The 24,697-nt window shown below is 71.4% G+C and carries 23 protein-coding genes; 11 read left to right on the top strand and 12 right to left on the bottom strand.

The genetic code is table 11. The features are described 5' to 3' along the window. Window positions 1–6: 6 nt before the first annotated feature. The 3 genes from D466_RS0115200 to D466_RS0115190 are packed head-to-tail and all read right to left on the bottom strand — an operon-like array spanning window position 7 to window position 2,941. Window positions 7–1,446, bottom strand: a complete 1,440-nt coding sequence (locus D466_RS0115200; protein ID WP_018914567.1) for an NAD(P)(+) transhydrogenase (Re/Si-specific) subunit beta — start codon at window positions 1,444–1,446, stop codon at window positions 7–9. A gap of 32 nt (window positions 1,447–1,478) precedes the next feature. Then, window positions 1,479–1,793, bottom strand: a complete 315-nt coding sequence (locus D466_RS0115195; RefSeq protein WP_018914566.1) for an NAD(P) transhydrogenase subunit alpha — start codon at window positions 1,791–1,793, stop codon at window positions 1,479–1,481. Between the two features lie 26 nt (window positions 1,794–1,819). Beyond that, window positions 1,820–2,941, bottom strand: a complete 1,122-nt coding sequence (locus D466_RS0115190; RefSeq protein ID WP_018914565.1) for a Re/Si-specific NAD(P)(+) transhydrogenase subunit alpha — start codon at window positions 2,939–2,941, stop codon at window positions 1,820–1,822. Window positions 2,942–3,031: 90 nt separating this feature from the next. On the opposite strand from D466_RS0115190, the gene D466_RS0115185 reads away from it, so the two are divergent. After that, window positions 3,032–3,511, top strand: coding sequence for an NUDIX hydrolase (locus D466_RS0115185; protein ID WP_018914564.1), 480 nt, complete (start codon window positions 3,032–3,034; stop codon window positions 3,509–3,511). Between the two features lie 9 nt (window positions 3,512–3,520). Further along, window positions 3,521–4,603 carry a tRNA 2-thiouridine(34) synthase MnmA gene (gene mnmA / locus D466_RS0115180; RefSeq protein WP_038166441.1) on the top strand — a complete coding sequence of 361 codons (1,083 nt, stop codon included), beginning with the start codon at window positions 3,521–3,523 and terminating at the stop codon, window positions 4,601–4,603. A 23-nt stretch (window positions 4,604–4,626) separates the two neighbouring features. Here the strand turns inward: mnmA and D466_RS0115175 are convergent, their stop codons facing one another. From D466_RS0115175 to D466_RS21965, 6 genes are all read right to left on the bottom strand, one after another. Further along, entirely contained in the window at window positions 4,627–4,917 is a 291-nt protein-coding gene (locus D466_RS0115175) for a metal-sensing transcriptional repressor (protein WP_018914562.1), read from the bottom strand. 111 nt (window positions 4,918–5,028) lie between these two features. Beyond that, complete coding sequence (locus D466_RS0115170; RefSeq protein WP_018914561.1) at window positions 5,029–5,250, bottom strand: DUF2892 domain-containing protein; 222 nt, start codon at window positions 5,248–5,250, stop codon at window positions 5,029–5,031. 16 nt (window positions 5,251–5,266) lie between these two features. Further along, on the bottom strand, window positions 5,267–8,572 hold the full coding sequence (locus D466_RS0115165; RefSeq protein ID WP_026285332.1) for an efflux RND transporter permease subunit: 3,306 nt from the start codon (window positions 8,570–8,572) through the stop codon (window positions 5,267–5,269). Continuing rightward, on the bottom strand, window positions 8,565–9,662 hold the full coding sequence (locus D466_RS0115160) for an efflux RND transporter periplasmic adaptor subunit (protein ID WP_018914559.1): 1,098 nt from the start codon (window positions 9,660–9,662) through the stop codon (window positions 8,565–8,567). The genes D466_RS0115165 and D466_RS0115160 overlap by 8 nt, the downstream gene beginning before the upstream one ends. Window positions 9,663–9,698: 36 nt before the next feature. Continuing rightward, entirely contained in the window at window positions 9,699–11,075 is a 1,377-nt protein-coding gene (locus D466_RS0115155; protein ID WP_018914558.1) for a TolC family protein, read from the bottom strand. 145 nt (window positions 11,076–11,220) lie between these two features. Further along, window positions 11,221–11,808, bottom strand: a complete 588-nt coding sequence (locus D466_RS21965; RefSeq protein WP_018914557.1) for a thioredoxin fold domain-containing protein — start codon at window positions 11,806–11,808, stop codon at window positions 11,221–11,223. A gap of 55 nt (window positions 11,809–11,863) precedes the next feature. On the opposite strand from D466_RS21965, the gene D466_RS21960 reads away from it, so the two are divergent. From D466_RS21960 to pyk, 9 genes are all read left to right on the top strand, one after another. Continuing rightward, complete coding sequence (locus D466_RS21960) at window positions 11,864–12,472, top strand: hypothetical protein (protein WP_018914556.1); 609 nt, start codon at window positions 11,864–11,866, stop codon at window positions 12,470–12,472. 94 nt (window positions 12,473–12,566) lie between these two features. After that, window positions 12,567–13,052, top strand: a complete 486-nt coding sequence (locus D466_RS0115140; RefSeq protein WP_018914555.1) for a PTS sugar transporter subunit IIA — start codon at window positions 12,567–12,569, stop codon at window positions 13,050–13,052. Beyond that, complete coding sequence (locus tag D466_RS0115135; RefSeq protein ID WP_018914554.1) at window positions 13,031–13,300, top strand: HPr family phosphocarrier protein; 270 nt, start codon at window positions 13,031–13,033, stop codon at window positions 13,298–13,300. Before D466_RS0115140 ends, D466_RS0115135 begins: the two co-directional genes overlap by 22 nt. Before the next feature lie 130 nt (window positions 13,301–13,430). Then, window positions 13,431–14,186: a response regulator gene (locus D466_RS0115130; RefSeq protein WP_018914553.1), complete on the top strand. Its 756-nt coding sequence runs from the start codon at window positions 13,431–13,433 to the stop codon at window positions 14,184–14,186. Between the two features lie 43 nt (window positions 14,187–14,229). After that, the gene (locus D466_RS0115125) at window positions 14,230–15,435 is read left to right on the top strand and encodes a HAMP domain-containing sensor histidine kinase (RefSeq protein WP_018914552.1); all 1,206 of its coding nucleotides are present in this window, start codon (window positions 14,230–14,232) and stop codon (window positions 15,433–15,435) included. A gap of 62 nt (window positions 15,436–15,497) precedes the next feature. Next, complete coding sequence (ptsP, locus tag D466_RS0115120) at window positions 15,498–17,255, top strand: phosphoenolpyruvate--protein phosphotransferase (protein WP_018914551.1); 1,758 nt, start codon at window positions 15,498–15,500, stop codon at window positions 17,253–17,255. A gap of 18 nt (window positions 17,256–17,273) precedes the next feature. Further along, the gene (locus D466_RS0115115; protein WP_018914550.1) at window positions 17,274–18,872 is read left to right on the top strand and encodes a M48 family metalloprotease; all 1,599 of its coding nucleotides are present in this window, start codon (window positions 17,274–17,276) and stop codon (window positions 18,870–18,872) included. Then, window positions 18,869–20,716, top strand: coding sequence for a PglL family O-oligosaccharyltransferase (locus tag D466_RS0115110; protein ID WP_018914549.1), 1,848 nt, complete (start codon window positions 18,869–18,871; stop codon window positions 20,714–20,716). The genes D466_RS0115115 and D466_RS0115110 overlap by 4 nt, the downstream gene beginning before the upstream one ends. Window positions 20,717–20,858: 142 nt before the next feature. Continuing rightward, entirely contained in the window at window positions 20,859–22,289 is a 1,431-nt protein-coding gene (pyk, locus tag D466_RS0115105) for a pyruvate kinase (protein WP_018914548.1), read from the top strand. Between the two features lie 58 nt (window positions 22,290–22,347). Here the strand turns inward: pyk and D466_RS0115100 are convergent, their stop codons facing one another. From D466_RS0115100 to D466_RS21955, 3 genes are read right to left on the bottom strand one after another with little or no spacing between them, the layout of a single operon-like run. After that, window positions 22,348–23,043 (bottom strand): FHA domain-containing protein, encoded by a 696-nt coding sequence (locus tag D466_RS0115100; RefSeq protein ID WP_018914547.1) that lies wholly within the window; start codon window positions 23,041–23,043, stop codon window positions 22,348–22,350. 56 nt (window positions 23,044–23,099) lie between these two features. Continuing rightward, entirely contained in the window at window positions 23,100–23,897 is a 798-nt protein-coding gene (locus D466_RS0115095) for a PP2C family serine/threonine-protein phosphatase (RefSeq protein ID WP_018914546.1), read from the bottom strand. A gap of 7 nt (window positions 23,898–23,904) precedes the next feature. Beyond that, entirely contained in the window at window positions 23,905–24,678 is a 774-nt protein-coding gene (locus tag D466_RS21955; protein WP_018914545.1) for a YjbE family putative metal transport protein, read from the bottom strand. Window positions 24,679–24,697 lie beyond the last annotated feature (19 nt).

Here is a 24,697-nt window from a genome sequence, read left to right as displayed (position 1 = left end):
GTCCCGTTATTCGATGGCCTTGGCGATGTCCTCGATGACCTTCTTGGCATCCCCGAACACCATCATGGTTTTGTCCAGGTAGAACAAATCATTATCCAGCCCGGCATAGCCGGTGGCCATGGAGCGTTTGTTCACGATGACCGTCTTGGCCTTGAAGGCGTCCAGGATGGGCATGCCGGCGATGGGGGATTTGGGGTCGGTGCGCGCGGCCGGATTCACCACGTCGTTGGCCCCCAGCACCACGGCCACGTCGGCCTGCGCGAACTCGGGGTTGATGTCCTCCATCTCGAACACCTGGTCGTAGGGCACCTCGGCCTCGGCCAGCAGCACGTTCATATGCCCCGGCATGCGCCCGGCCACCGGGTGGATGGCGTATTTCACGCTCACCCCGTGCTCGCCCAGCTTTTGCGCCAGTTCCTTGAGCGCATGCTGCGCGCGCGCCACCGCCAGCCCGTAGCCCGGCACGATGATCACGCTCTCGGCGTTGGTCAGCAGGAAGGCCGCGTCGTCCGGGCTGCCCGAGCGCACGCTGCGCTGCTCGGCCGCGCCCGCCGCGGCGGGCGCCGCCTCGCCTCCGAAGCCGCCCAGGATCACGTTGAAGAACGAGCGGTTCATCGCCTTGCACATGATGTACGACAGGATCGCCCCGCTCGAGCCCACCAGGCTGCCGGCGATGATCAGCATGCTGTTTTCCAGCGAGAAGCCGATACCCGCGGCCGCCCAGCCCGAGTAGCTGTTGAGCATGGACACCACCACCGGCATGTCGGCCCCGCCGATGGGGATGATGATCAGCACCCCCAGCACGAAGGCCAGCGCCAGCATCAGCAGGAACGGCGTCCACTGCGCGCCGTACCAGAAGGCCAGCCCCAGCCCCAGCGTGGCCAGCGCCAGCACCAGGTTCAGCGCATGCTGGCCGGCAAAGCGCACCGGCGCGCCCTGGAACAGCCGGAACTTGTACTTGCCCGACAGCTTGCCGAAGGCGATCACCGAGCCGCTGAAGGTGATGGCCCCCACGATGGCCCCGATGAACAGTTCCACCCGGTTGCCGTGCGGCAGCGCCATGCCCGCGGACGGCACGATGCCGAAGGCATGCGGCTCGGCCACCTCGGCGATCGCGATGCACACCGCCGACAGGCCGATCATGCTGTGCATGAAGGCCACCAGCTCGGGCATCTTGGTCATCTGCACGCGCTGCGCCATCACCGAGCCGATGGCCGCGCCCACCACCAGCGCGAGCAGCACGTACACCAGGCCCGAAGCGCCGGCCTCGCCACCGATCTTCACGATCAGCGCCACCGTGGTCAGCACGGCCAGCGCCATGCCGAGCATGCCGAACAGATTGCCGCGCCGGCTGCTCTTCGGATGCGAAAGGCCCTTGAGAGCCTGAATGAAGAACACCGAGGCCACGAGATACAACAGGGTGACCAGATTCATGCTGAGGGTCATGACAAATCCTTGGAACTATGCGGGGTCGTGCTTCAGGCGCCCGAGCCGGGCGTCGCACGTTCCTTCTTCTTGAACATCGCCAGCATGCGCCGGGTCACCAGGAAACCCCCGAACACGTTGACCGAGGCCATCGCCACCGCCAGCATGCCCATGACGCGCCCCACCGGCGTGACGGTCAGCGCCGCCGCCAGCATGGCCCCCACGATGATGATGGCCGAGATGGCATTGGTCACCGACATCAGCGGCGTGTGCAGCGCCGGCGTCACCGTCCATACCACGTGATAACCCACGTAAATCGACAGGACGAAAATGATCAGGTTGATCACCAGCGGGGAAATCTCATGCATGTTCGTTCTCCGGTTCGCGTCGAGTCTCAGGAGTTCTTCCTGCGGACCTCGCCGCCCTGGGTGACCAGGCAGGCGTTGACGATGTCGTCTTCCAGGTTCACCACCAGCCCCTTGTCCTTGTCCAGCACCAGCTTGAGGAAGTCCAGCACGTTGCGCGCGTACAGGCTGGAGGCGTCGGCGGCCATCATCGAGGGCAGGTTGGTGTGCCCGACGATGGTCACGCCGTGCTTGAGCACCACACGGTCGGCCTCGCTCAGCGGGCAGTTGCCCCCCTGCGCGGCCGCCATGTCCACCAGCACCGAGCCGGCACGCATGGAGCGCACCATCTCCTCGCTGACCAGCGTGGGCGCGCGCCGCCCCGGGATCAGCGCCGTGCTGATCACGATGTCGGCCTGGCGCACCCGCGCGGCCACCTGCGCGGCCTGGCGCGCCAGCCACGACTGCGGCATCGGCCGCGCGTAGCCGCCCACGCCCTGCGCGATCTCGCGCTCCTCGTCGGTCTCGAAGGGCACGTCGATGAACTTCGCCCCCAGCGACTCCACCTGCTCGCGCGCCGCCGGGCGCACGTCGGAAGCCTCCACCACCGCGCCCAGGCGCTTGGCCGTGGCAATGGCCTGCAGCCCGGCCACGCCCGCCCCCAGCACCACCAGGCGCGCCGCCTTGACCGTGCCGGCCGCCGTCATCAGCATGGGCATGAAGCGCGGGTACAGGTCGGCGGCCACCAGCACCGCCTTGTAGCCGGCGATGTTGGCCTGGCTGGACAGCACGTCCAGGCTCTGCGCGCGCGTCGTGCGCGGCGCCGCCTCCAGCGCGAAGGCGCTCAGCCCCGCCGCCGCCATCGCCCGCAGCCCCTCCTCGTCGAAGGGCTCGAGCATGCCCACCACGGCCGCGCCCGCGCGCATGCGCCCGAGCTCCTCGGCCTGCGGGCGGCGCACCTTCAGCACCAGCTCGGCGCCCAGCGCCGCCTCGGCGTCCACCAGCTTCGCGCCGGCCGCCTCGTAGTCCGCGTCCAGCACCCCGGCGCGCAGCCCCGCCCCCTTCTGCACCAGCACCTCGTGCTGCTGCCCGACCAGTTTCTTGACGGTTTCCGCGGTGGCGGCAACCCGCGCCTCGCCCGCCACGATTTCGGCAGCGACTCCTATGCGCATGGAGATCCCCTCGTGATTCGAAACCACTGATTATGGTCGAAAGCCGGCGGCTCCACGAAAATGCGCTTTCCGAGACCCGGAAAATCCACCATGTCCGATTCGAATCTCCCACACGTCACCGTCGCCGCCGTCATCGAACGCGACGGACGCTTCCTGCTGGTCGAGGAGCACACGCCGCAGGGCCTGCGCCTGAACAACCCGGCCGGTCACCTCGAAGCCGGCGAGGATCTGTTGCACGCGGTTACGCGCGAAACCCTGGAGGAAACCGCGCACGCCTTCCGCCCCACCGCGCTGCTCGGGGTCTACCAGAGCCACGGCACGCGCCGGGGAGCGCCGGTGCACTACGTGCGCTTCGCCTTCACCGGCGAGCTGGGCGCGCACGATCCCTCGCGCGCGCTGGACCACGGCATCGTGCGCACCCTGTGGATGAGCCTGGAGGAACTGCGGGCCAGTCGCGAGCGCCACCGCAGCCCTTCGGTGCTGCAATGCGCGCTGGACCACGCGGGGGGGCGGCGCTGGCCGCTGGACATGCTGCACGGCGATGCGGCGGTGCAGCAAGGCAAGCCCTAGAATTCGCCGATGGCTTCCCCTCGTCCCCGCGTCGTCGTCGGCATGTCCGGCGGTGTCGACTCCTCCGTGTCGGCCTGGCTGCTCAAGCAGCAGGGCTACGAGGTCGTGGGCCTGTTCATGAAGAACTGGGAGGACGACGACGACGGCGAGTACTGTTCCACGCGGCAGGACTGGCTGGACGCGGTCAGCGTGGCCGACCTGATCGGCATCGACATCGAGGCGGTGAATTTTTCCGCCGAATACAAGGAACGGGTGTTCGCGGAATTCCTGCGCGAATACCAGGCCGGACGCACGCCCAATCCGGACGTGCTGTGCAACGCCGAGATCAAGTTCAAGGCCTTCCTGGACCACGCGGTGAGCCTGGGGGCCGAGCGCATCGCCACCGGGCATTACGCGCGGGTACGCGCAACCGACGGCGGCGTGCAGCTGCTTCGCGGGCTCGACGCCTCGAAGGACCAGAGCTACTTTCTGCACCGCCTGAACCAGGACCAGCTGTGCCGCACCCTGTTCCCGGTGGGCGAGCTGCCCAAGACCGAGGTGCGGCGCATCGCCGGATCCATCGGGCTGCCCAATGCACGCAAGAAGGACTCCACCGGCATCTGTTTCATCGGCGAACGCCCCTTCCGCGAGTTTCTCAACCGCTACCTGCCCACGCGCCCCGGCGCCATGCGCACCCCCGAGGGCGAGCAGGTCGGCGAGCACGTGGGACTGGCCTTCTACACCCTGGGCCAGCGCAAGGGTATCGGCCTGGGCGGCAGCCGCGACGGGACCGGCGAGCCCTGGTTCGTCGCGCGCAAGGACATGGCCACCAACACCCTGTACGTGGTGCAGGGGCACGACCATCCCTGGCTGCTGAGCTCGCGCCTGCTGGCGCAGGAAGCCTCCTGGGTGTCCGGGCAGCCCCCGGCCGCGGGCTCGCGCCTGGGCGCCAAGACCCGCTACCGCCAGAGCGACGCCCCCTGCACCGTGCTGCAAGCCGACACGCACACGCTGAGCCTGGCCTTCGAGCACCCCCAGTGGGCCGTCACCCCCGGCCAGTCCGCCGTGCTCTACGACGGCGAAATCTGCCTCGGCGGCGCGTTGATCGCTTGACCCGCCGCAGGCGGGTCAATCGATCAATTCATGCGGGCGAGCAGGGTCTCCATCTCTTCCATCATCGCGTCCAGGCTCGACTTCTCGGCATTGCTGCCTTCCAGGCGGGCGTCGAGTTCCTGCTCGATGAAACAGACGGTCATGCGCACGAAGGTGCTGTCGAGCGCCTTGCGCACCGCGGAGAGCTGCTGGGCAACTTTCAGGCAGGGCTCGCCCTCGTCGATCATGCGCTGCACGCCGCGCAACTGGCCCTCGGCGCGTTTGAGCCGATTCAGGATGTCGGTGCGCGACGCGGCATTGGTCAAAACGGACATCGAGGAGTCTCCGCAATGGGGGGATTTCGCGTCCGGTACGTCGCCGGCGCTGCGCCGATGATACCCACTGCGGCGGCTATGTGCCTTTCCCGCCATGGCCGCCCCGCCGCTTCAGCGCGCGCAGGGCGCGGCGTCGGAAACCCCCAGGCGGCGCAGGATCAGCGCCATGGGGCAGAAGTTGGTGAATCCGAACTGCAGCAGGTTGGCCCCGACGAAGGCGGTGAACCACAGGAACCAGCTGGACACGTACAGCGGGCTGGCGGGGGCGCCGAGCAGCAGCGACACGAGGATGAAGCTGCCGGCGAGGATGCGGATGTAGCGTTCGGTGGTCATGGAGTTCTCCGGGATGTCAGCTTGCGCGCGCGGCGCGCGGAACGACGAATCGGACCTGCCAGATGTAGTAGATCAGCGGGATCACGATCAGGGTCAGCAGGGTCGACAGCAGGGTGCCGAAGATCAGCGACACCGCCAGGCCGCCGAACACCGGGTCGGTGATCATGATGGCCGAGCCGAAGATGATGGCCAGCGCCGTCAGCAGGATCGGGCGCAGGCGCACCGCGCCGGCCTGAGCCACCGATTCCTCCAGGCTGTAGCCGCGCGCGCGGTAGTCGAGGATGAAGTCGATCAGCAGCAGGGAGTTGCGCACCACGATGCCGGCCAGCGCGATGACCCCGATCATCGAGGTCGCGGTGAAGGCCTGCTGGGTCAGCCAGTGGCCGGGGAAGACCCCGATCAGCGTCAGGGGGATGGCCCCCATGACGATCACCGGCAGCATGAAGGACTTGTAGTAGGCCACCAGCAGCAGATAGATGAACACCAGGGCGACGAGGAAGGCCGAGCCGAGGTCGCGGAACACGTCCAGGGTCAGGCGCATCTCGCCGCCCCACAGCAGCTGGTAGCCCTTGAGGTCGGACGGCGGCGTGTCGGTGAAGCCGAGGTTACCGGTACGCAGCGCGGTGCCGTCGGCCAGGCGCTTGCCGTCGAGGCGGCTGTTCAGGCTGAGGGTGGCGTACACGGGGCTCGAGCGCGCCATCTCGCCGCCCACGTAGACCACCGGGTGCTGGTCGCGGGTGTAGATGGGCTTGGCCAGGTCGGTGCGCTCCACGCGGGCGATCGCCCCCAGCGGCACGATGCGTCCGCCGGCGCCGCGGATGGGCATGTCCAGCAGCTGCCGCGGCGACTGGCGCTCGGCGCGCGAGACGCGCACGACGATGCTCACCGGCTCGTCGGCGCCGGCCTGGTGCACCGCGCCGACCCCCATGCCGGACAGGTAGTCGTGCAGAAGCCCGATCACCTGCCCGGGCACGATGCCCGACTGCGCGGCCTTGCTGCGGTCGATGACGATGCGGTACTCGTCGGTGGTGGCGGTCACCGAATCGTCCTGGTTCATCATGCCGTAGCTGCGGTCGAAATCGCCCAGCACCTGGCCGGCCACCTCGCGCAGCTGCGCGTAGGACGGGCCGTACAGCTCGGCCATGACCTGCGAGCGCACCGGCGGCCCCGGCGGGGTCTCGTACAGCTTGATGACGGTGGAGGCGAAACGCGCGCGCAGCGGCGCCAGCTGCTCGTGCAACTGCTGCACGATGGCGTGCGAGGCCATCGCGCGCCGGTCCTTGGGAAGCAGGTTGACGCGGATCTGGGCGAAATTGTCGCCACGCTTGAGGTCGTCCCCGCGCACCAGCGCGGCGAAGTCGATCGGCGCGGCCATGCCCACGAAGGTCTGGTAGTCGACCACGTCGGGGTTGCGCGCCAGCACGTCGCCGACCGCGCGCGCGACCTCGTCGGTGCGCTCCAGCGAGGAGCCCGCCGGGGTGTCGACTTCCACCAGGAAGCTGTTGGTGTTGTCGTTGGGCAGCATCTTGAGCTCCACCCCCAGCGGCGACAGCGGACCGTTCATGCCCGAGGGGCGGATGAATTGCCAGGCCGGCATCAGCATCGCCGCCAGCAGCAGCACCAGCACGGCCAGCAGCATCAGGTTGCGGCGCCTGCGGCTGCGCAGCAGCGGCTCGAACACCCGTAGGTAGGAACGATGCAGGCGGTCGGGCTGGTGCGCGCCGCTTTCCCCGGGCCTTTCCTCCAGGGGCTCGCTGCGCTGCAGCTGCACGCGCGCAGCCTTTTTCGACAGCCAGGCGCGCGCCGCCCACGGCACCACGGTGTAGGCCAGCAGCAGCGAGGCGATCATCGCCACTGGCACGTTGACCGGGATCGGGCGCATGAACGGGCCCATCATGCCGGTGACGAAAGCCATGGGGACGAAGGCCAGGATCACCGCCAGCGTGGCCATGTTGGTCGGATTGCCGATCTCGTTGGTAGCGTGCACCACGGTGCGCACGAAGTCGCCCGGCGGCCCGTGGTGCAGATGCCGGTGGATGTTCTCGATCACCACGATCGCCCCGTCGACCAGCAGGCCCAGCGAGAGGATCAGCGCGAACAGGGTGATGCGGTTGATGGTCTCGCCGACGATCAGGTCCACGGTCAGCACCGCGAACAGGGTCAGCGGCACGGTCAGCGTGACGATGGCCGCCTCGCGCCAGCCCAGGAACAGCCACAGCAGCACCGACACGCTGACGATGGCCACCCCGAGGTGTTCCACCAGGGTGTTGACGGCCTCGTCGGCCTTCGCGCCGTCGTTGCGGGTGACGGTCACCTGCACGCCCTGCGGGAGCGCCCACGACTCCAGGGTCTTGAGCTTGCGCAGCACCGCGTCGACCACCACCACCGCGTTGGTCCCGGCCTTTTTCGCGATGACCAGGGTCACCGCGTTCATCTCCTGTCCCTGCGGGCGGCCCTCGGCCGCCGGCCCCCAGGCGAAGTGCGACAGCGAGTCGGTCTCCTCGGGGCCGTCCTCCACCCGCGCCACGTCCTTCAGGTACACGGGCTTGCCGTCGGGCGCGCCGATCAGGATGTCGCCGACCTCGCGCGCGCCGCCCAGGAAGCTGTCGATGCGCACCGGCACGACGCGATTGGCGTCGACCACCGTGCCCAGCGGCGCGGCGGCGTTGCTGCCGCGCAGCACCTGGTCGACCTGCTGCAGCGAAAGCCCCGAGGCCGCCAGCCTGGGCGGAGAGATCCACACGTTGACCGCGCGCGGCGCGCCGCCGGCCACCTGGCTGAAGGACACCCCGGGGGTGCCGCGCAGGTGGGCCAGGATCTTCGTGCCCACCTCGCGCAGCTGGCTCTGGCCCAGGGTTTGCGAACTCAGGGTCACGGTCAGGATGGGCACGTCGTCGACGTCGATGGGCTTGACCACCGGCTGCATCGCCCCGGGGGGGATGCGGTCGAGGTTGCTCATCAGCTGGTTGTACATCTTGACCAGGCTTTTCTGCTGGTCCTCGCCGACCTTGAACTGCACGGTGACGACGCCGAAATCGTTGGTCGCGTAGCCGTAGGTGTGATCCACCCCCGACATCGAGGCCATGATGGCCTCCAGGGGCTTGACCACCAGGTCGTGGATCTCGCGCGGCCCGGCACCGGGCTTGGCCACGATGATGTTGACCGCCGGAACGACGATCTGCGGGTTGTACTCACGCGGCGTGACCAGCAGCGCCAGCACGCCCGCCAGGGTCAGCGCCAGCATCACCAGCGCGGTGATCTTGGAGCTGATGAAGGCGCGCGCCAGCCGGCCCGCGCTGTTCATGCCGACAGGTTCAGCCACGATGGCCTCCACCGACCTTCACGCCGTTGAGCATCTGGTCCAGATCGCTGGTCACCACGGTCTCGCCGGGCTGCAGGCCCGCCTGCACGTCGACCAGTCCGCCGGCCGCCTCGCCGGTGCGCACCAGCCGGAAGTGCGCGATGCCCTGCGCGTCGACCACGAACACACCCTGCATGCCGGCGCGCTCGACCAGCGCGGATACGGGCAGGCGCAACTGCGGCGCGCTGCCCAGCGCGAAGGCCACGCGCACGAAACTGCCGCTGGCCAGCCCCGCCTGCGCCGGCAGGTCGATCTTCACCGCGTGGGTGTGGCTCAGCGGGTCGGCCACCGGCACCGCCTCGGCCACGGTGCCGGGCCATTCGCGCGTGCCCGCGAGCACCGGGACCTGCTCGCCGATGCGCAGGCGCTCGAACACCTCGGCCGGCGCCTGCACCCGCACCTGCAGACGGCCCTCGCCCTCGACCACCAGCAGCGGGCGTCCCGGCGTGGCCAGGTCGCCGGCGTTGGCCATCTTCTGCACCACCACGCCGTCGATGGGCGAGCTCACGCGGGCATAGCGCATCTGCGACGAGGCGGTGTCGAAACCGGCGCGCGCGGCGGCGACCTGCTGCTGCGCCACCTTGTAGCGCAACTGGATACCGTCCCATTGCTGGCGCGTCACCGCGTCGGCGCGATAGAGCTTGCCGAAGCGCTGGTAGTCCGTCTGCGCGTCGGCCAGGTTGGCCTGCGCCTGCGCCAGGCCGGCGCGCGCCTGCGCGACCTGCCCCTCGATGTCGGTGGGGTCGATCTGCAGCAGGGTCTGCCCGGCCTTCACGCGCTGACCCTCGTGCACGTCGACCGAGCGGATGTAGCCCATCAGGCGCGAGGCCACCTGCACTTGCTGGCTGGACGCGACCACGCCGCTGAGCAGGGTGCGCGTGGCGGCGTCCCGGGCGGCCAGGGTCAGGGTGCGCGCATCGACCACGCGCGGCGCCGCTTCGCGCGGGGCCGGTTCGTGGCGGGAGCACCCCGCGGCCAGCACCACGGCCAGCGCGAGCACAGGCGCGATCGCCAGCGGCTTCAGCGCGGCCGGCAAGGAAGGATGAGTCATGGCAGTCTCGACGGAAGAATGCATGCGATAAGGGGGTCAGCGGGCCTGCACCGAGGCGGCGTCGAGCCGGCCCAGGGCCAGCAGCAGCGCCGCGCGCTGGGTCGTTTCCTGGCTGCGCGCCAGCACCAGGTCGGCGCGCGCCTTGTCGAGCATGGCCTGGGCGCCCTGCAACTCCAGCAGCGTGCCCACGCCGTTGGCATAGCGCTGCTCGACGATGCGCTCGGCCTCCTCGGCCTGGCTCACCGCCAGTTCGCGGCCGGCGATCTGGCTGGAAGCCAGGCTGGCCTTGCGCGACGCGTCCAGGATCTGCATGCCCAGCTGTTCGCGCGCGGACTGCAGCTTGAGCTGCAGGGCTTCGCGCGCCGCCGCGGCCTCGTCGACGGCCCGGCGGGTGACGCCGCCGTCGAACAGGTTCCAGCTCAGTTGCACGCCCACGGTGTAGCTGTGCGCGGAAAAGCCCGGATCCGGGTCATGCGTCTCTAGGCGCGCCATGGCACCGACCTGCGGGTACAGGTCGGAGCGCGCGACCTCCACCTTGCCGCCGGCCGCCGCGACCTGTTCATCGAGCGCGAGCATGCGCGGGTTCTCCGCCTGCGCGCTGGCGATCCACGACGCGGGCGTGCCCTCGGGCATGCGCACGCGCACCGGCGGGCCCGGTTCGATGGGCTGGTCCAGAGGCAGGCCCAGCACGACGTGCAGTCCGTCCATGGCCTGCGCTTCCAGGTCGTCCGCCTGCTGTTGCTGGATGCGTGCGTTTTCCAGGTTCACGCGCGCCGCCAGCAGGTCGCTCTTGAGCACCACGCCCTGGCGATGCAGGTTCTCGACCATGTTCACCTGGCTCTGCGCGGCCTGCAGCGCCTTGGCCGCCACCTGCCGGTAGGCACGCGCGGTCCACACGCCGTCGTAGGCCTGCAGCACGTGGTCGGTGATCTCCTGTCGCGCGGCGCGGTCGCCGGCCTGCGCGGCCAGCAGCATCGCGTGCGCCTGGCGCAGGTAGCCCTCCAGCTTGCCCCCGGTGTACAGAGGCAGCTGCGCCTCCAGGCGGGAGCTGAAGTCGTTCACCGGCGCCGGGTGGTTCAGGTTGGCCGGCGCCACGCCGAGCACCCCGGGGAGGGCCGGGTTGAACTGGCCCGCGCCGAAATCGTTGAAGGTCGCGCCGCGCTGGGCCAGCTTCAGGCCGAAGGCGTTCAAGGCGTCGTCGGTGCGCGTGGCGCCCAGGCCGGCGCTCAGGCGCGGCAGACGCGCGCCGCGGGCCTGCGCCACACCCGCCCTCGCCTGCTCCACCTGGGCCTGCACGGCGCGCAGATCCGGATTCTGGTGCAGGGCCATGTCCACGGCCTGCCCGAAATCCAGCGTGCGCGGCTGGCTCCATGCCGCCGGGGCGAGCGCCAGCGCCAGCGCGGCGATCGCCAAGTTTCGAAGCCCGTGAACCCGCATTTCCCGCCCCCGTGTGCCTGTGACGTGCTCCGGTTCGCGTGGCGCGGAACATGCGCCCGCCGGATACACCTACCAGTATGAGTATATAAGGGAAATCCCGCGCGTGCAGATCCGCCGCCGCTCAGCTGGCGGACGCCCCCTGCAGGTGCTTGCGCGCCTGCGCCAGCGAGCGGTCGACGAAGGCGCCGTAGAAATCCGGCACCCCGGCCCCCACCAGGCGTTCACCGATCTCGCGCCCGTCGGCGCCGAGGAACAACACCGTGGGGGCCAGGTGCACGCCGTAACGCGCGGCCAGCGCCGCGCCGTCGGTGGGGCGGCCGTCGAAGCCGCCCAGCTTGTAGTCGGCCACCATGTCGAGCTGTTCCACGGGAACGCCGTCGCGCAGCAGCCAGCGATAGGTGCTGCGGCGCAGCTGTTCGCAGTAGGTGCAGCCCGGCAGGCTGAACATCAGCACCAGGGGCTGCCCGCGGGAGACCGCTGCCCGGGCCTCGGCGCGCAGTTCGCGCGCCGCCGGCAGCGGCGTATCGGCCGCAGCGTCTCCACCGGCACCGGCGGCCCCCGCGGCACCGGAGGAACTCGCGGCGGGCCCGGCGGCGCGGGCCGCGGCGGGCAACGCCGCGGCCAGGGCGCCGGCGAGCAGGCGCTGCGCGAAATCGCGGCGCGGCTGCGCGGCACGGGAGGGGGCGACGGATGACTCGGAGGCGGACATGGCCGTGGCGGACTGCCGGGAACTCCGGGATCCGGGACGCTGGGATAATGCGACGATGCTAAATCCCGAATCCTCGCCGAGGCCTTGCGTACGATCAATCCCGCGCCGGGTCGCGCGCGCCGCGCGCATCGCGGCCGGCACGGCGCTGGCGGGCTCGCTGTGGGCCTGCTCGCCGGCGCTGGACTGGCGCCAGGCGGGTCCCCCGGGCGTGGACATCCTGCTGCAATACCCCTGCAAGCCGCAACATGTCACCCAGCCCGTGGTGCTGGCCGGCAAGCGCCTGGACATGAGCATGACCGGCTGCGAGGCCGCCCACATGACCTTCGCGCTGGCCCATGCCGACCTGGGCGACGCCGCGCTGGTGGCGCCGGCGCTGGCCGAACTCCGGCGCGACGCAGTCTCGAACATCCGCGGCCGCGTGCTGCGCCAGCAAGCGGCCCAGGTGCGCCACGCGGCGCCCGGCCTCGCCGACTCCGTCGAGCTCGACCTTGCCGGCCAGGCTCCCGGCGGCGGCGCGCTGCGCGAACACGTGCTGCTGTTCGCCCAGGGCGCGCAGGTGTTCCAGGCCGTCGTGTTGGCCAAGGACGCCGACTACCGCGAGGATGCGGCGCACAGCTTCGCCGGCTCCGTGCAACTGGGCGCCGCCCCGGCCGCCGCCCGTTGAGCGCCGGCCCCCGAAGGGCTTCAGGGAGTTCCCGAAGCGGTTTTGCTGCAATGCAGCTACCATCGAAGGTCCAACCGGCTCCATACCCCCTCCCGTGCCTGGGATCCTGATCATCGCCCACGCTCCGCTGGCCAGCGCCCTGCGCGCCTGCGCGGAGCACGTCTACGGCTCGACTCCCGCGGGCCTGGAGGCGCTGGACGTGCAGCCCGACGCCGACACCCTGGCCCTGCTGGGCCAGGCGCAACGGGCCATCGCGCGCCTGGCGGCCGACGGCGGCGAGGTGCTGGTGCTGGCCGACACCGCGGGCGCCACGCCCTGCAATACCGCGCGGCGCCTCGTGTTCGACGTCGCCGGCGACGCGCGGCTGCGCCTGGTGGGCGGCGTGAACCTGCCGATGCTGCTGCGCTGCCTGTGCTATCGCCGCGAAGGGCTGGACCGGCTGGTCGAGCGCGCGATCGAGGGCGGCCGCCACGCCATCGCCGAAGTCGAGGCCGACGCCGCGCCCTGTGCGCAGCCGGCGCCCCGCGAACCCTGTGCCGCCGCCGCGGCGCCGTGCCCATGCCCCGACTCGACATCCTGATCGGCAACAAGCTCGGACTGCACGCCCGCGCGTCGGCCAAGCTGACCAAGCTGGCCTCCGAATTCGACAGCGAGGTCTGGCTCAGCAAGGGCACGCGGCGAGTCAATGCGAAGAGCATCATGGGGGTCATGATGCTGGCCGCCGGCCAGGGCACGCGCCTGGTGCTGGAGGCCGAAGGAGCCGACGCCGAGAAGGCCCTGGCGGCGCTCGACGAACTGGTGCGCGACAAGTTCGGCGAAGGCGAATAGCCGGCCCCGCAGGGCGCGCGCGCGGGGCCGCCATGCGCAATACTTCGACATACGCGCGAACACAGCGGCAATGCGCGCGTCGCATCATGCGAAGCGGGCCGTCGTGCCCGCCCCTGTCCGGCCCCATCCCATGTCCGAAATCGCCACCTCCGCCACCGCCACCTCCCCCGCGGCAGGCCTGCGCCAGCGCGTGCTGCTGATCGAGGACGACGTCCGGCTGGGCCGCATGGTCGAGGACTACCTGTCCGAGGCCGGCTGGACCGTGCGGCGCGCGCCCACGCTGGCGCTGGCGCAGCAGGAACTGGAGTCCGCGCGCCACGGCCCGGGTTTCGACGCCGTGGTCCTCGACCTGATGCTGCCCGACGGCGACGGCCTGGACCTGTGCCGGCGCCTGCGCGGCGGCGGCGACGACCTGCCGGTGCTGGTGCTGAGCGCGCGCGGCGATCCGCTCGACCGCGTGATCGGCCTGGAGCTCGGCGCCGACGACTACCTGGCCAAGCCCTTCGAGCCGCGCGAACTGCTGGCGCGCCTGCGCGCCATCGTGCGCAGGCGCCAGGGCCAGCCGGGCAGCACCCACGTGCTGCGCTTCGGACGGCTGGAGATCGACCCGCAGGCCCGCCACGCCCGCATCGACGGCGAACTGCGCCAGCTCACCGGCTACCAGTTCGACCTGCTGCTGGCCCTGGCCCGGCACCCGGGGCGCGTGCTGTCGCGCGACTTTCTGCTGGACGCGGTCAAGAGCAGCGGCGCGCAGGAGGTCTACGACCGATCCATCGACGTGCACGTCAGCCGCATCCGCGCGGTGCTGGAGGACGACCCCCGGCATCCGCGGCGCATCCTCACGCTGCGCGGTGCGGGCTACGTGTTCGCGCGGAGCCAGGAATGAACGCCGCGCGCGGGGACGCGAGCGCGGCGAGGAGGGCCCGGACTTGAGCGCGCCGACGCTTCCGGCCCAGGGTGACGAAGCCCGGCCATCGCCCGCATCGGACCCGTCGGCGGCGCCGGGCGCGCAACGCGCGCGCTCGCCCGCGGATGCCGACGCCGGCGCGCCGTCGCGCCTGGGCGCGCGCATCGCGCTGGCGCTGGTCGGTGCGCTGCTGGCGCAATCGCTGGTGTCGGCGCTGGTGCTGCACATGGTGTTCTTCTCCGACCCCCAGCAGGCCGAGCTGCGCAAGCAGCTGCTGCAGGCCTTTTTCCATCTGTACGGGCTCAAGCCCTCGCCGTGGCGCCACCTGCTGCTGTCGCCCTTGAGCACCACGCTGCTCAGCGCCGTCGTCGTGGGCGCGGTGACCCTGCCGCTGATGCACCGCCTGACCCGGCGCCTGCAGCGCCTGCAGCGCGGCGTGCAGGCGCTGGGCAACCTCGACCTGGGCGCGCGCGTGGCCGTCGAGGGCGGCGACGAGGTGGCCGCGCTGGCCGTGGCCTTCAACCAGGCCGCCGAACGCATCGAAGCGCTGGTGCGCAGCCACAAGTCCCTGCTCGCCTACACCTCGCACGAACTGCGCACCCCGCTGACACGCCTGCGCATGACCCTGGAGGCGCTGGAGCGCCAGGCACCGGGGGGCGCGGCGGCGGCTCAGCGCGCCGGTGCGCTGGCCGAGGCCCGGCGCGACCTCGCCGAACTCGACCGCCTGATCGGCTCCATCCTGTTGTTCAGCCGGCTCGACTCGGACACCACGCATGCGCTGCAACTCGAGGAGGTCGACGTGCTGGCGGTGGCCGCCGAGGAGGCCTCGCGCGAGGACATCGAGGCGCACGGGGACTGGGTGCGCATGCGCGCCGACGAGCGCCTGGTGCGCCACGCCATCCGCAACCTGCTCAGCAACGCGCGCAAGCACGCCGGCGTGGACGGCGCGCAGCTGGAAGTGCAGCGCAGCCGCCGCGGCGCGCGCATCCTCGTGCGCGACCAGGGCCCCGGCGTGCCGCTGGCGCAGGCCGAACGCATTTTCGAGCCCTTCATCCGGCTCGGCGCCAGCACCGAGGGCAGCGGCCTGGGCCTGGCGCTGGTGCGCCGCATCGCTCGCCTGCACGGGGGCGACGCCCACTACGAGGCCAACCCCGGCGGCGGCGCCTGCTTCGTGCTGGACCTGGCCGAACTGGGCGAGGCGCCGGCCGCGGGGGACTTCCCGCAATAGCCCGGGCAGGGCGCCGCGAGCAGCGTCGCCCATCCGCCGCGAGGCCACGTACCATTGCGCGCATGGCCCTGCAGATGTTCGGTATCCCCGTATCGCGCGGCGTCGCCGTAGGACGCGCCGTGCTCATTTCCTCGGCCCGGCTGGACGTGGCGCACTACTTCGTCGACCCCGGCCAGGAGGAAGCCGAGGTGAACCGCCTGCGCGCGGCGCGCAGCGCCGTGCGCGCGGAACTGCAGACCCTGCAGGCCGAGCTGCCGCCCGACGCGCCGCCCGAGCTGGCCGCGTTCATGGACGTGCACATGATGCTGCTCGACGACCCGCAGATCGGGCGCGAGACCGCGGGCTGGATCCGGCGCCGGCGCTACAACGCCGAATGGGCGCTGACCGCGCAACTGGACGTCATCGCCCGCAGTTTCGACGACATGGACGACAGCTACCTGCGCGAGCGCAAGGCCGACGTCGAACAGGTAGTCGAGCGCCTGCTGCGCGCGCTGCAGGGCACGCAAGGGCTGACCGGAGGCGTGCACGGCGGCGACGACCTGGTGCTGGTGGCCCACGACATCGCGCCGGCCGACATGATGCAGTTCAAGCAGGGGGTGTTCCGCGGCTTCGTCACCGACATCGGGGGCAAGACCTCGCACACCGCCATCGTCGCGCGCAGCCTGGACATCCCGGCGGTGGTGGGCGCGCGCGAGGCCAGCCGGCTGATCCGCCAGGACGACTGGGTGATCATCGACGGCGACAACGGCCTGCTCATCGTCGACCCCTCCCCGGCCATCGTCGACGATTACCGCGTGCGCAAGCAGGAGTCGGAACTGTCGCGCCAGCGCCTGCTGCGCCTGCGCAACACCCCGGCGCGCACGCTGGACGGCCAGACCATCGAGCTGCTGGCCAACATCGAGCTGCCCGACGACTGCGACACCGCGCTGGTGGCCGGCGCCGGCGGCATCGGGCTGTTCCGCACCGAGTTCCTGTTCATGAACCGGAGCCGCGACCTGCCCGGCGAGGACGAGCAGTTCGAGGCCTATCGGCGTGTCCTGCAGTCCATGGGCGGCAAGCCCGTGACCATCCGCACCATCGACATCGGCGCCGACAAGCCCCTGGACGCCGACCTGGACTACCGCGACGGGGAATTCACCCACCTGAACCCGGCGCTGGGCCTGCGCGCGATCCGCTACAGCCTGTCCGACCCGGCGATGTTCCGCGTGCAGCTGCGCGCGCTGCTGCGTGCCGCCGCCTTCGGGCCGCTGCGCATCCTGGTGCCCATGCTGGCGCACGCGCGGGAGCTGCGCCAGACCCTGGAGCAGCTGGAGCTGGCGCGGGCGGAGCTGCGCGCCGCCGGCGTCGAGGCCGGCCCGGTCGAGTTGGGGGTAATGATCGAGGTTCCCGGCGCGGTGCTCATGCTGCCGCTGTTCCTGCGCTACTTCGACTTCATTTCCGTGGGCACCAACGACCTGGTGCAATACACGCTGGCCATCGACCGCGCCGACGAGAGCGTGGCCGAACTCTACGACCCGCTGCACCCGGCGGTGCTGCAACTGCTGGCGCAGACCATTTCGCTGTCCCACGCCGCGCACGGCTGGAAGGGACGGCCGGTGCACGTCAGCGTGTGCGGGGAGATGGCCGGCGACCCGCAGCTCACGCGCCTGCTGCTGGGCCTGGGCCTGCGCAGCTTCTCCATGCACCCGGCGCAGATCCTGCGGGTCAAGCAGGAGGTGCTGCGCGCCGACTGCTCGCGCCTGGCGCCGCTGGCGCAGGCCGTGCTGGCCGAGCTCGAACCCGAGGGCCAGGCGCGCGCGTTGGCCGCGCTGGCAGGCTGATCCGCGACCCCGAAGCGCATGCCACTGCCCCATCGCCCTGGCCCCGACGGCACGACGGCCTCGCCGTCCTGCGCGCGGCACGCGCCCTCGCGCCGCGCGGTGCTGCGCTGCCTGGGCTGCGCCGGGCTGGGGCTGGTGCCGCCGGCGGCACGCGCGGAACTCGCCGGCGAGCCCATCAGCCAGCTGCCAGCCCTGGGCGACGCCGGCCAGGGCCTGCTCAGCCCCGCCGTCGAACAGCGCCTGGGCGAACGCATCATGGGCGAGCTGCGCCGCGATCCCGCCTACCTGCGCGACGTGCTGCTGCGCGAGTACCTGCAGGACATCGTCGACAGCCTGCGCAAGGCCGCGCTGGCCAGCGCCGAACCCGAGGCGCCGCGCCACTTCGAGGTGTTTCTGCTGCGCGACCCCACCTTCAACGCCTTTGCGCTGCCCGGCGGGCACATCGGGGTGCACACCGGGCTGGTGGTCGACGCGCAAGCGCGCGCCCAGGTGGCCGCGGTGTTCGCGCACGAGATGTCGCACATCACCCAGCGCCACGTCGAACAGCGCCTGGCGCGCGCCGGTGCCGACGGGCTCCTGTCCATCGGCTCGCTGGTGCTGGGCGTGCTGGCGGCCATCGGCGGCTCTGGGCAGGCGGCCGAGGGCCTGATGATGGGCGGCCAGGCCGCGGCGCTGGACCGCGAGCTGCGTTTCTCGCGCAACAACGAGCGTGACGCCGACCGCGTGGGAACCAGCGTGCTGCGCGCCAGCGGCTACCCGCCGCAGGCCATGGCCAGCATGCTCGAGCGCCTGCAAAGCCTGTCGCGCCTGGACGATTCCGACGTCTACGCCTTCCTGCAGGACCACCCGCTGACCAGCGAGCGCATCGGCGACGCCGAGGCGCGCGGCGGCAACCAGCCGCTGCCGCCGGACACCACGCTGAGCTTCTGGCTGATGAACGCCCGCGCGCGCGCCCTCGGGCCCACCCGCGCGGAGGACCTGCGCCGGCTGGCGCGCAGCATGCAGCAGCCCCAGCCGGGGCGCCCCGAGCGCTGGCCCGCGCAGCATGCGGCCTGGGCCTACTGCGCCGCCATGGCCTGGCTGGGCGCCGGAGATACGGGGCAGGCCGAGGCCTCGCTGGACCACGCGCGGCAACTGGCCGCCGGTTTCGACGCCGCGCAACGCGTGCCGCTGGACCTGCTGGAAGGCGAGCTGCTGCTGGCGCGCCACCGCGAAGCCGACGCACTGGCGCTCGCGCAGGGCCTGCGCAAGGTGGCCCCGGGTTCGCGCGCGGTGCTGCACCTGCAGGCGCGCGCGCTGCTGGCCAGCCCGTCCACCCGCACCCAGGCACGTGACTTCCTGCGCGAACAGACGGTGTTGCACCCGCGCGACGAGCAGATGTGGACCTGGCTGGCCCAGGCCTACGCTGCCTGCGGGCAGAACGCGGCGCAGCACCGGGCCACCGCGGAGGCCTACGCGCTCGACGGCAACCTGGAAGCGGCGCTGCTGCAACTGCACATCGCGCAGCGCACGCCGGGCGCCGACTATTTCGAGTCGTCCATCATCGATGCCCGGTTGCGGGCGCTGCAGCAGCGCCTGGAACAGGACAAGGCCCTGGACAAACTCCTGCCCAAATGAAGCCGCCATCCGCCCCGGCCCTCGCCGACGAGTTTCCCGCCTGGGCCGCCGCGCTGCTGCTGGCGGCGCTGGGCCTGGGCCTGATCTGGCCCTGGGACCCGGGGCCGAGCGCGAAAACGGGTTCGATGTTCGTCGCCGCCTGGGCCTGGAGCCTGCTGGCGCTGGGGGCGGCCTGGCTGCGCGTGCGCCTGCGCGTGGGCTGGGCCACGCTGATGTTCGCGGCGCTGGCCGCGGTGATCGGATTGCAGGCGATTTCCGGACTGCTCGCCTATCCCGGCCAGGGCTGGCTGGCAGTGGTTCTGCTGCTGGGCGCGGCACTGGTGGCGGCGCTCGCGCGCGGCCTGGCCGCGAAACCGCGCTGGATCGAGGTGGCCGCGTGGGCCCTGTTGCTGCAGGCCCTGCTGCAGGTGGTGCTGGGCCTGGCGCAGTTCGCCATGTGGCAGTCGCCCTCGGGAAGCCGCTGGCTGGCCGGGCACGCGGCCTGGGTGTTCGACCTCATCAGCTACCCGGGCAACGGACGCGTGTACGGCAACCTGCGCCAGCCCAACCACTACGCCACCGCGGTGGCGCTGGGCTACGTGGGGCTCGCCGTGCTGGCGCCGCGCGGACGCGCCCTGCTGGCCTGGCTGGCCAGCGCCGCGCTCGCCTGGGCGCTGGTGGTCAGCGGCTCGCGCACCGGCACCGTGCACGTGCTGGTGCTGGCCTTGCTGGTTCTTCTGGCCTGGCCCCGGCCGTGGCGGGACGCGCGCATGGGCGCCCTGCTGGCCGCGCCGCTGCTGTATCTGGCCTGGTGGGCGGCGCTGCACCTGGCCAACGAGCTCGGGTGGGTCAGCTACCTGAGCGCGCTGTCGCGCCAGATCGACCAGCCGGTGAACGCGCGCTCCATCATCTGGCGCGACGCCTGGGAGGTGTGGCGCATGCACCCGCTGCGCGGCTGGGGCTGGGGCCAGATCGGCTGGGGCCTGGAGCAGACCTCGGTAGCCGGGCACCTGCATCCGCTGCCGCTGGAAAACATCGACAACGCGCACGACCTGCTGCTGCAACTGCTGGCCGAGACCGGCGTGGCCGGCACGCTGCCCCCGCTGGCGCTGGGCCTGGCCTGGCTGTGGCGGGTGTCGGGAGCCTGGCGCCGTGGCGCGAGCGGCGCGGATGCGCGGCGCGCGGTGCTCGCTCCGCTGCTGGGCTGTGCCTTCCTGGGATTGCACAGCCTGGTCGAGTACCCGCTGTGGTACGCCTATTTCCTGCTGGATTTCGCCTTTGTGCTCGGCTGGGCCGAGGGCGCGGCGCAGCCGCCGGCGGCCGGCGCGCGCGCCGGAGCCGCGCCGGCGCGGCCCTTGGCGCGCGCGCCGGCACTGCTGGCCGCGGCGGCCGCGCTGGCGCTGACGGCGAAGGCGCAGATCGATTACGTGCGCACCTCGATGATCTACGCCGCCGACGACGCCGGTGGCGTCGTGCTGCGTCGGCTGGCGATGCGCGAGGACTGGTTCTTCCTGCCGCTGGCGCAGTTCCCCGAGGCCGCCGCGGTCCTGCCCGCCCCGGGCGACGACCAGGCGCGGCTGCTCGACGAACTGGCCTTGCTGGAGCGCTCCTCGCATGTCTGGGGCGACCCGCAGCTGCTGTCGCGGCGCATGATCGTGCTGCTGCGCCTGGGGCGTGAACAGGAAGCCCTGGACCTGGCCCGCTACACCGCACACGCCTTCTGGCTGTACGCGCCGCAGACGGCGAGGGCCTTCGGCCCGCTGGCCGAGGCTGCCGGGCTTGCGGGCAACCCCGGGGTGGCGCGGGTCCTCGCGCTGCTGCACCATGCACCGGTGCTGCGGCGCGTCGAGGTCCCCCGCAAATAGCCCCGCGCGGGCTGCGCGGCGTCAAGCCCTCGGCGAGCGCGACGACCGAGTCATCGCGGAGACGCCGCGAACGCCTACACTTGGCCGCGCCCGTGTGCGATCCGCCGCGGCGCGACCGCCCCTTTCCACCCCGCCTCCTGCCATGTCCCGAGCCACCAAGATCGTCGCCACCATCGGACCCGCCAGTTCCTCCCCGGAGATCCTCGAGCGCATGCTGCGCGCCGGGGTCGACGTCGTGCGCCTGAACTTCTCCCACGGCAAGGCGCAGGACCACATCGACCGCGCGGCGCTGGTGCGCGAGACCGCGGCGCGCTGCGGCCGCGAGGTGGCGATCATGGCCGACCTGCAGGGCCCGAAGATCCGCGTCGGGCGCTTCGAGAACGGCAAGGTGCAATTGCAGGCCGGCCAGCGCTTCACCCTCGACGCCACCTGCGAACTGGGCAACGAGGAATGCGTGGGCCTGGACTACAAGGACCTGCCGCGCGACGTGCGCCCCGGCGACCGCCTGCTGCTCAACGACGGCCTGATCGTGCTTGTGGTGGACGCGGTGCAGGGCACGCGCATCCTCACCAGCGTGGTGGTGGGCGGCGAGCTGTCGAACAACAAGGGCATCAACAAGCAGGGCGGAGGCCTGACGGCGCCGGCGCTGACGGCCAAGGACATGGACGACATCCGCACCGCCATGGCCTTCCAGGCCGACTACGTGGCGGTGTCCTTCCCGAAGAGCGCCACCGACATGGAGATGGCCCGCCAGCTGACCAACGTGGCCGGCGAGGCCTACGGCCACCGCCCCGGCCTGATCGCCAAGATCGAGCGCGCCGAGGCGATTCCCCACCTGGACGAGATCCTGCTGGCCTCCGACGGCATCATGGTCGCCCGCGGCGACCTGGCCGTGGAAGTGGGCAACGCCGCGGTGCCGGCGCTGCAGAAGCGAATGATCCGGCGCGCGCGCGAACTCGACCGCCTGGTCATCACCGCCACGCAGATGATGGAGTCCATGATCTCCAACGCCGTGCCCACGCGTGCCGAGGTGTCCGACGTGGCCAACGCGGTGCTCGACGGCAGCGACGCGGTGATGCTGTCGGCCGAATCCGCCGCCGGGCGCTATCCGGTCGAGACGGTCGAGGCCATGGCCAGCATCTGCGTGGAGGCCGAGAGCTTCGAGGAGCTCAAGCTGGAGGCCGATTTCATCGGCCAGACCTTCACCCGCATCGACCAGTCCATCGCCATGGCGGCGCTGTTCACCGCGCACCACCTGGGGTGCCACGCCATCGCCGCGCTGACCGAATCGGGCTCCACCGCGCTGTGGATGAGCCGGCACCGCGTGCGCATGCCGATCATCGCGCTGTCGCCGCGCCAGGCCTCGGTGCGGCGCATGGCGCTGTACCGCAACGTGCGCGCGCTGCACATGGTGTTCTCCAGCGAGCGCGACGAGGCACTGCGACAGGCCGAGCAACGCCTGTGCGAGATCGGCGCGCTCAGCCACGGCGACAGCTACGCCATCACCTGCGGCGAGCCGATCGGCGCGCCGGGCGGCACGAACATGCTCAAGGTGATGCGCGTGGGCGGCTGAGGCCGCCGGCCGGGGCGCGCCTGCCGGGAGGGCCCGGCACGCGCCGCCCGCTGGCGCCTCAGGCGCCCAGCAGCTGCACGCGGGTGCCGCCGGCCATCTCGATCACGTCGCCGGCGCTCAGCACCACCGGCACCACGCCCAGCGCGGTGCCGTTCACGCGCACCCGCTCCTCGCCCTCGATCTGCGAAAGCTCGTAGCCGCGCGGGTTGCGCTGGATCGCCACCACCATCACGCCGCGCTGGCCGAAGGTGGTGCGCGACCTCTCCAGCGCCAGTTCGGCACCGGCCGAGGAGCCGTTGACCACTCGCAGCTTCAGCGCGGAGCCGCCCGGTTCCTGGTATTGCGTGGCGCGCGCGGTGGAGTCCGCGGCCGCCGTGGCGGCGCCGGCGCGCGAACCGGTGGTCGTGAAGCCCGAGGGCGTGTAGCCCGAAGGCGCGAAGCGCGAGCCGGCGAAGGCCGAGGCGCGCGCGTCGGACAGCAGGCGCAGTGTGTACTTGCCGATGTCCAGGCTGTCGCCCTCGCGGAAAGGCGCGCGCTTGACCGGCTTGCCGTTGATGTAGGAGCCGTTGGTGCTGCCCAGGTCCTGCACCACGTAGCCGTCGCCCTCGCGCAGCAGCACCGCGTGCTCGCCGCTGACCGCCAGGTTGTCGATCACCACGTCGTTGTGCGGGCGCCGCCCCAGGGTGATGCGGTCCTTGTTCAAGGCCACTTCCTTGAGCACCTTGTCATCGAGAAAAATGACCAGCTTGGCCATGGCGGACTACCTCGTGGATGGGATGGCCGGACGGGCCGGCGGCGGCGGGACCGGCATCAGCGCGTGCCGCGCGGGGCCTCGCCGAGTCGCAGTCCGATCAGGATGACGGAGATATTATCGCGTCCCCCGGCGGCGTTGGCGTGCTCCACCAGCAGGCGGGCCGCCTGGCCGGGCACGTCCCCGTGCTCGCGCAGGGTCTGCTCGATGCTCGCATCGTCGATCATGTCGTTCAGCCCGTCGGAGCACAAGAGCACCAGATCGCCGTCGCGCAGGCCGTGCACGCCGATCTCGGGCTCCAGGGAGGGGTCCACGCCGAGCGCACGGGTGATCAGGTTGCGCATCGAATCCCCCGACGGATCGTCGGCCTGCAGCAGGCCCAGATCGATGCGTTCCTGCAACAGGGAGTGGTCCTTGGTCATGCGCCGCAGGCGTCCGTCGCGCAACAGGTAGGCGCGCGAATCGCCTGCATGCGCGATCACCGCCACCTGGCCGGTGAAGGCGGCGGCGACCAGGGTGGTGCCCATTCCGGTGTAGCGCGGGTCCTTGCGCGCGGCGCGGTAGATCTGGTCGTTGACCCGGCGGATCGAGTCGTGCATGGCCTGCATGAGGTCGGCCGGGCTGACGCTGGGATACTCGATCTTCAGGCGCGCCAGATCGGAGGCGATCTGCGCCGCCGCGGCCCCGCTGGCCACCTCGCCGGCGGCGTAGCCGCCCATGCCGTCGGCCAGCACGGCCACGCCGGCCAGCGCGTCGCAGGCCAGCGCGTCCTCGTTGTGCTCGCGGGCGCGTCCGCGGTCGGTGCAGCTGGCCATGTCCAGCAGCAACACCGGCGCCTTGTCGGTTCGTTCTTGCATGCGCACCTCAGAATCCGCGCAGATTCGGGGGCATGCGGCGGCGACGCATCCAGCTGCCGCCCAGCCACACCAGCAGCAGCCCGAAGGCGCTGGCCAGCAGGTGCGCCGAGCCCCCCCAGGGCCGCGCGATCAGCCAGCCGTGCACCAGCGCATCGGTGGCGCACAGGCCACCGGCGATCCAGCCCAGCATCATGGCGCCGAGCACGATCACCATCGGAAAACGGGTGATGAGCCCGATGACCAGCGAGCTGCCCCAGACGATGATCGGCACGCTCAGGACCAGGCCGAAGATGACCAGGATCCACTCGTGCCCGGCGGCGGAGTTGCGCGCCGCAGCCGCGACGGCCACCACGTTGTCCAGGCTCATGATCAGGTCGGCGACGATGACGATGCGCACGGCGCTCCAGAGTTCGTCCGCTTCGTTCACCTTCGCGTCGTGCGCGTCGGGCAGCATCAGGCGCATGCCGATCCACCCCAGCAGCAGGCCGCCGGCCAGCTTCAGCCCGGGCAACTCCAGCAGGCTCACCGCGAACAACGTGAGCACGATGCGCATGCCCACGGCGCCGACGGTGCCCAGCATGATGGCGCGCCGGCGCTGGTGAGCGGCCAGGCGGCGGCTGGCCATGGCGATGATCACGGCGTTGTCGCCGCCCAGCAGCAGGTCGATCAGCACGATCTGCGCGCTGGCGGTCCAGAACGCCGCCGATGCAAAGGATTCCAGGGTCAAGATGTGAGCTCCGGCGTCGCCGCGCGGCCTTGGGGCGGCCACGCTGCGCACCATCCGAAGCATAGCCGCAGCC

Source organism: Thiomonas sp. FB-6, assembly GCF_000377645.1.
In the GTDB taxonomy this organism is placed as follows: domain Bacteria; phylum Pseudomonadota; class Gammaproteobacteria; order Burkholderiales; family Burkholderiaceae_C; genus Thiomonas_A.
The sequence above is the reverse complement of the archived record's forward strand: the minus strand, read 5'-3'. Positions and strand labels throughout refer to the sequence as shown.

Coding starts and splice junctions, on each gene's coding strand:
- ptsP (WP_018914551.1), top strand. CDS start 15,498: ATGGCCCTGCAGATGTTCGGTATCCCCGTATCGCGCGGCGTCGCCGTA.
- pyk (WP_018914548.1), top strand. CDS start 20,859: ATGTCCCGAGCCACCAAGATCGTCGCCACCATCGGACCCGCCAGTTCC.
- D466_RS0115170 (WP_018914561.1), bottom strand. CDS start 5,250: ATGACCACCGAACGCTACATCCGCATCCTCGCCGGCAGCTTCATCCTC.
- D466_RS0115110 (WP_018914549.1), top strand. CDS start 18,869: ATGAAGCCGCCATCCGCCCCGGCCCTCGCCGACGAGTTTCCCGCCTGG.
- D466_RS0115190 (WP_018914565.1), bottom strand. CDS start 2,941: ATGCGCATAGGAGTCGCTGCCGAAATCGTGGCGGGCGAGGCGCGGGTT.
- D466_RS0115115 (WP_018914550.1), top strand. CDS start 17,274: ATGCCACTGCCCCATCGCCCTGGCCCCGACGGCACGACGGCCTCGCCG.
- D466_RS0115095 (WP_018914546.1), bottom strand. CDS start 23,897: ATGCAAGAACGAACCGACAAGGCGCCGGTGTTGCTGCTGGACATGGCC.
- mnmA (WP_038166441.1), top strand. CDS start 3,521: ATGGCTTCCCCTCGTCCCCGCGTCGTCGTCGGCATGTCCGGCGGTGTC.
- D466_RS0115195 (WP_018914566.1), bottom strand. CDS start 1,793: ATGCATGAGATTTCCCCGCTGGTGATCAACCTGATCATTTTCGTCCTG.
- D466_RS21965 (WP_018914557.1), bottom strand. CDS start 11,808: ATGTCCGCCTCCGAGTCATCCGTCGCCCCCTCCCGTGCCGCGCAGCCG.
- D466_RS0115135 (WP_018914554.1), top strand. CDS start 13,031: ATGCCCCGACTCGACATCCTGATCGGCAACAAGCTCGGACTGCACGCC.
- D466_RS21960 (WP_018914556.1), top strand. CDS start 11,864: ATGCTAAATCCCGAATCCTCGCCGAGGCCTTGCGTACGATCAATCCCG.
- D466_RS0115160 (WP_018914559.1), bottom strand. CDS start 9,662: ATGACTCATCCTTCCTTGCCGGCCGCGCTGAAGCCGCTGGCGATCGCG.
- D466_RS0115175 (WP_018914562.1), bottom strand. CDS start 4,917: ATGTCCGTTTTGACCAATGCCGCGTCGCGCACCGACATCCTGAATCGG.
- D466_RS0115130 (WP_018914553.1), top strand. CDS start 13,431: ATGTCCGAAATCGCCACCTCCGCCACCGCCACCTCCCCCGCGGCAGGC.
- D466_RS0115200 (WP_018914567.1), bottom strand. CDS start 1,446: ATGACCCTCAGCATGAATCTGGTCACCCTGTTGTATCTCGTGGCCTCG.
- D466_RS0115185 (WP_018914564.1), top strand. CDS start 3,032: ATGTCCGATTCGAATCTCCCACACGTCACCGTCGCCGCCGTCATCGAA.
- D466_RS0115100 (WP_018914547.1), bottom strand. CDS start 23,043: ATGGCCAAGCTGGTCATTTTTCTCGATGACAAGGTGCTCAAGGAAGTG.
- D466_RS21955 (WP_018914545.1), bottom strand. CDS start 24,678: ATGGTGCGCAGCGTGGCCGCCCCAAGGCCGCGCGGCGACGCCGGAGCT.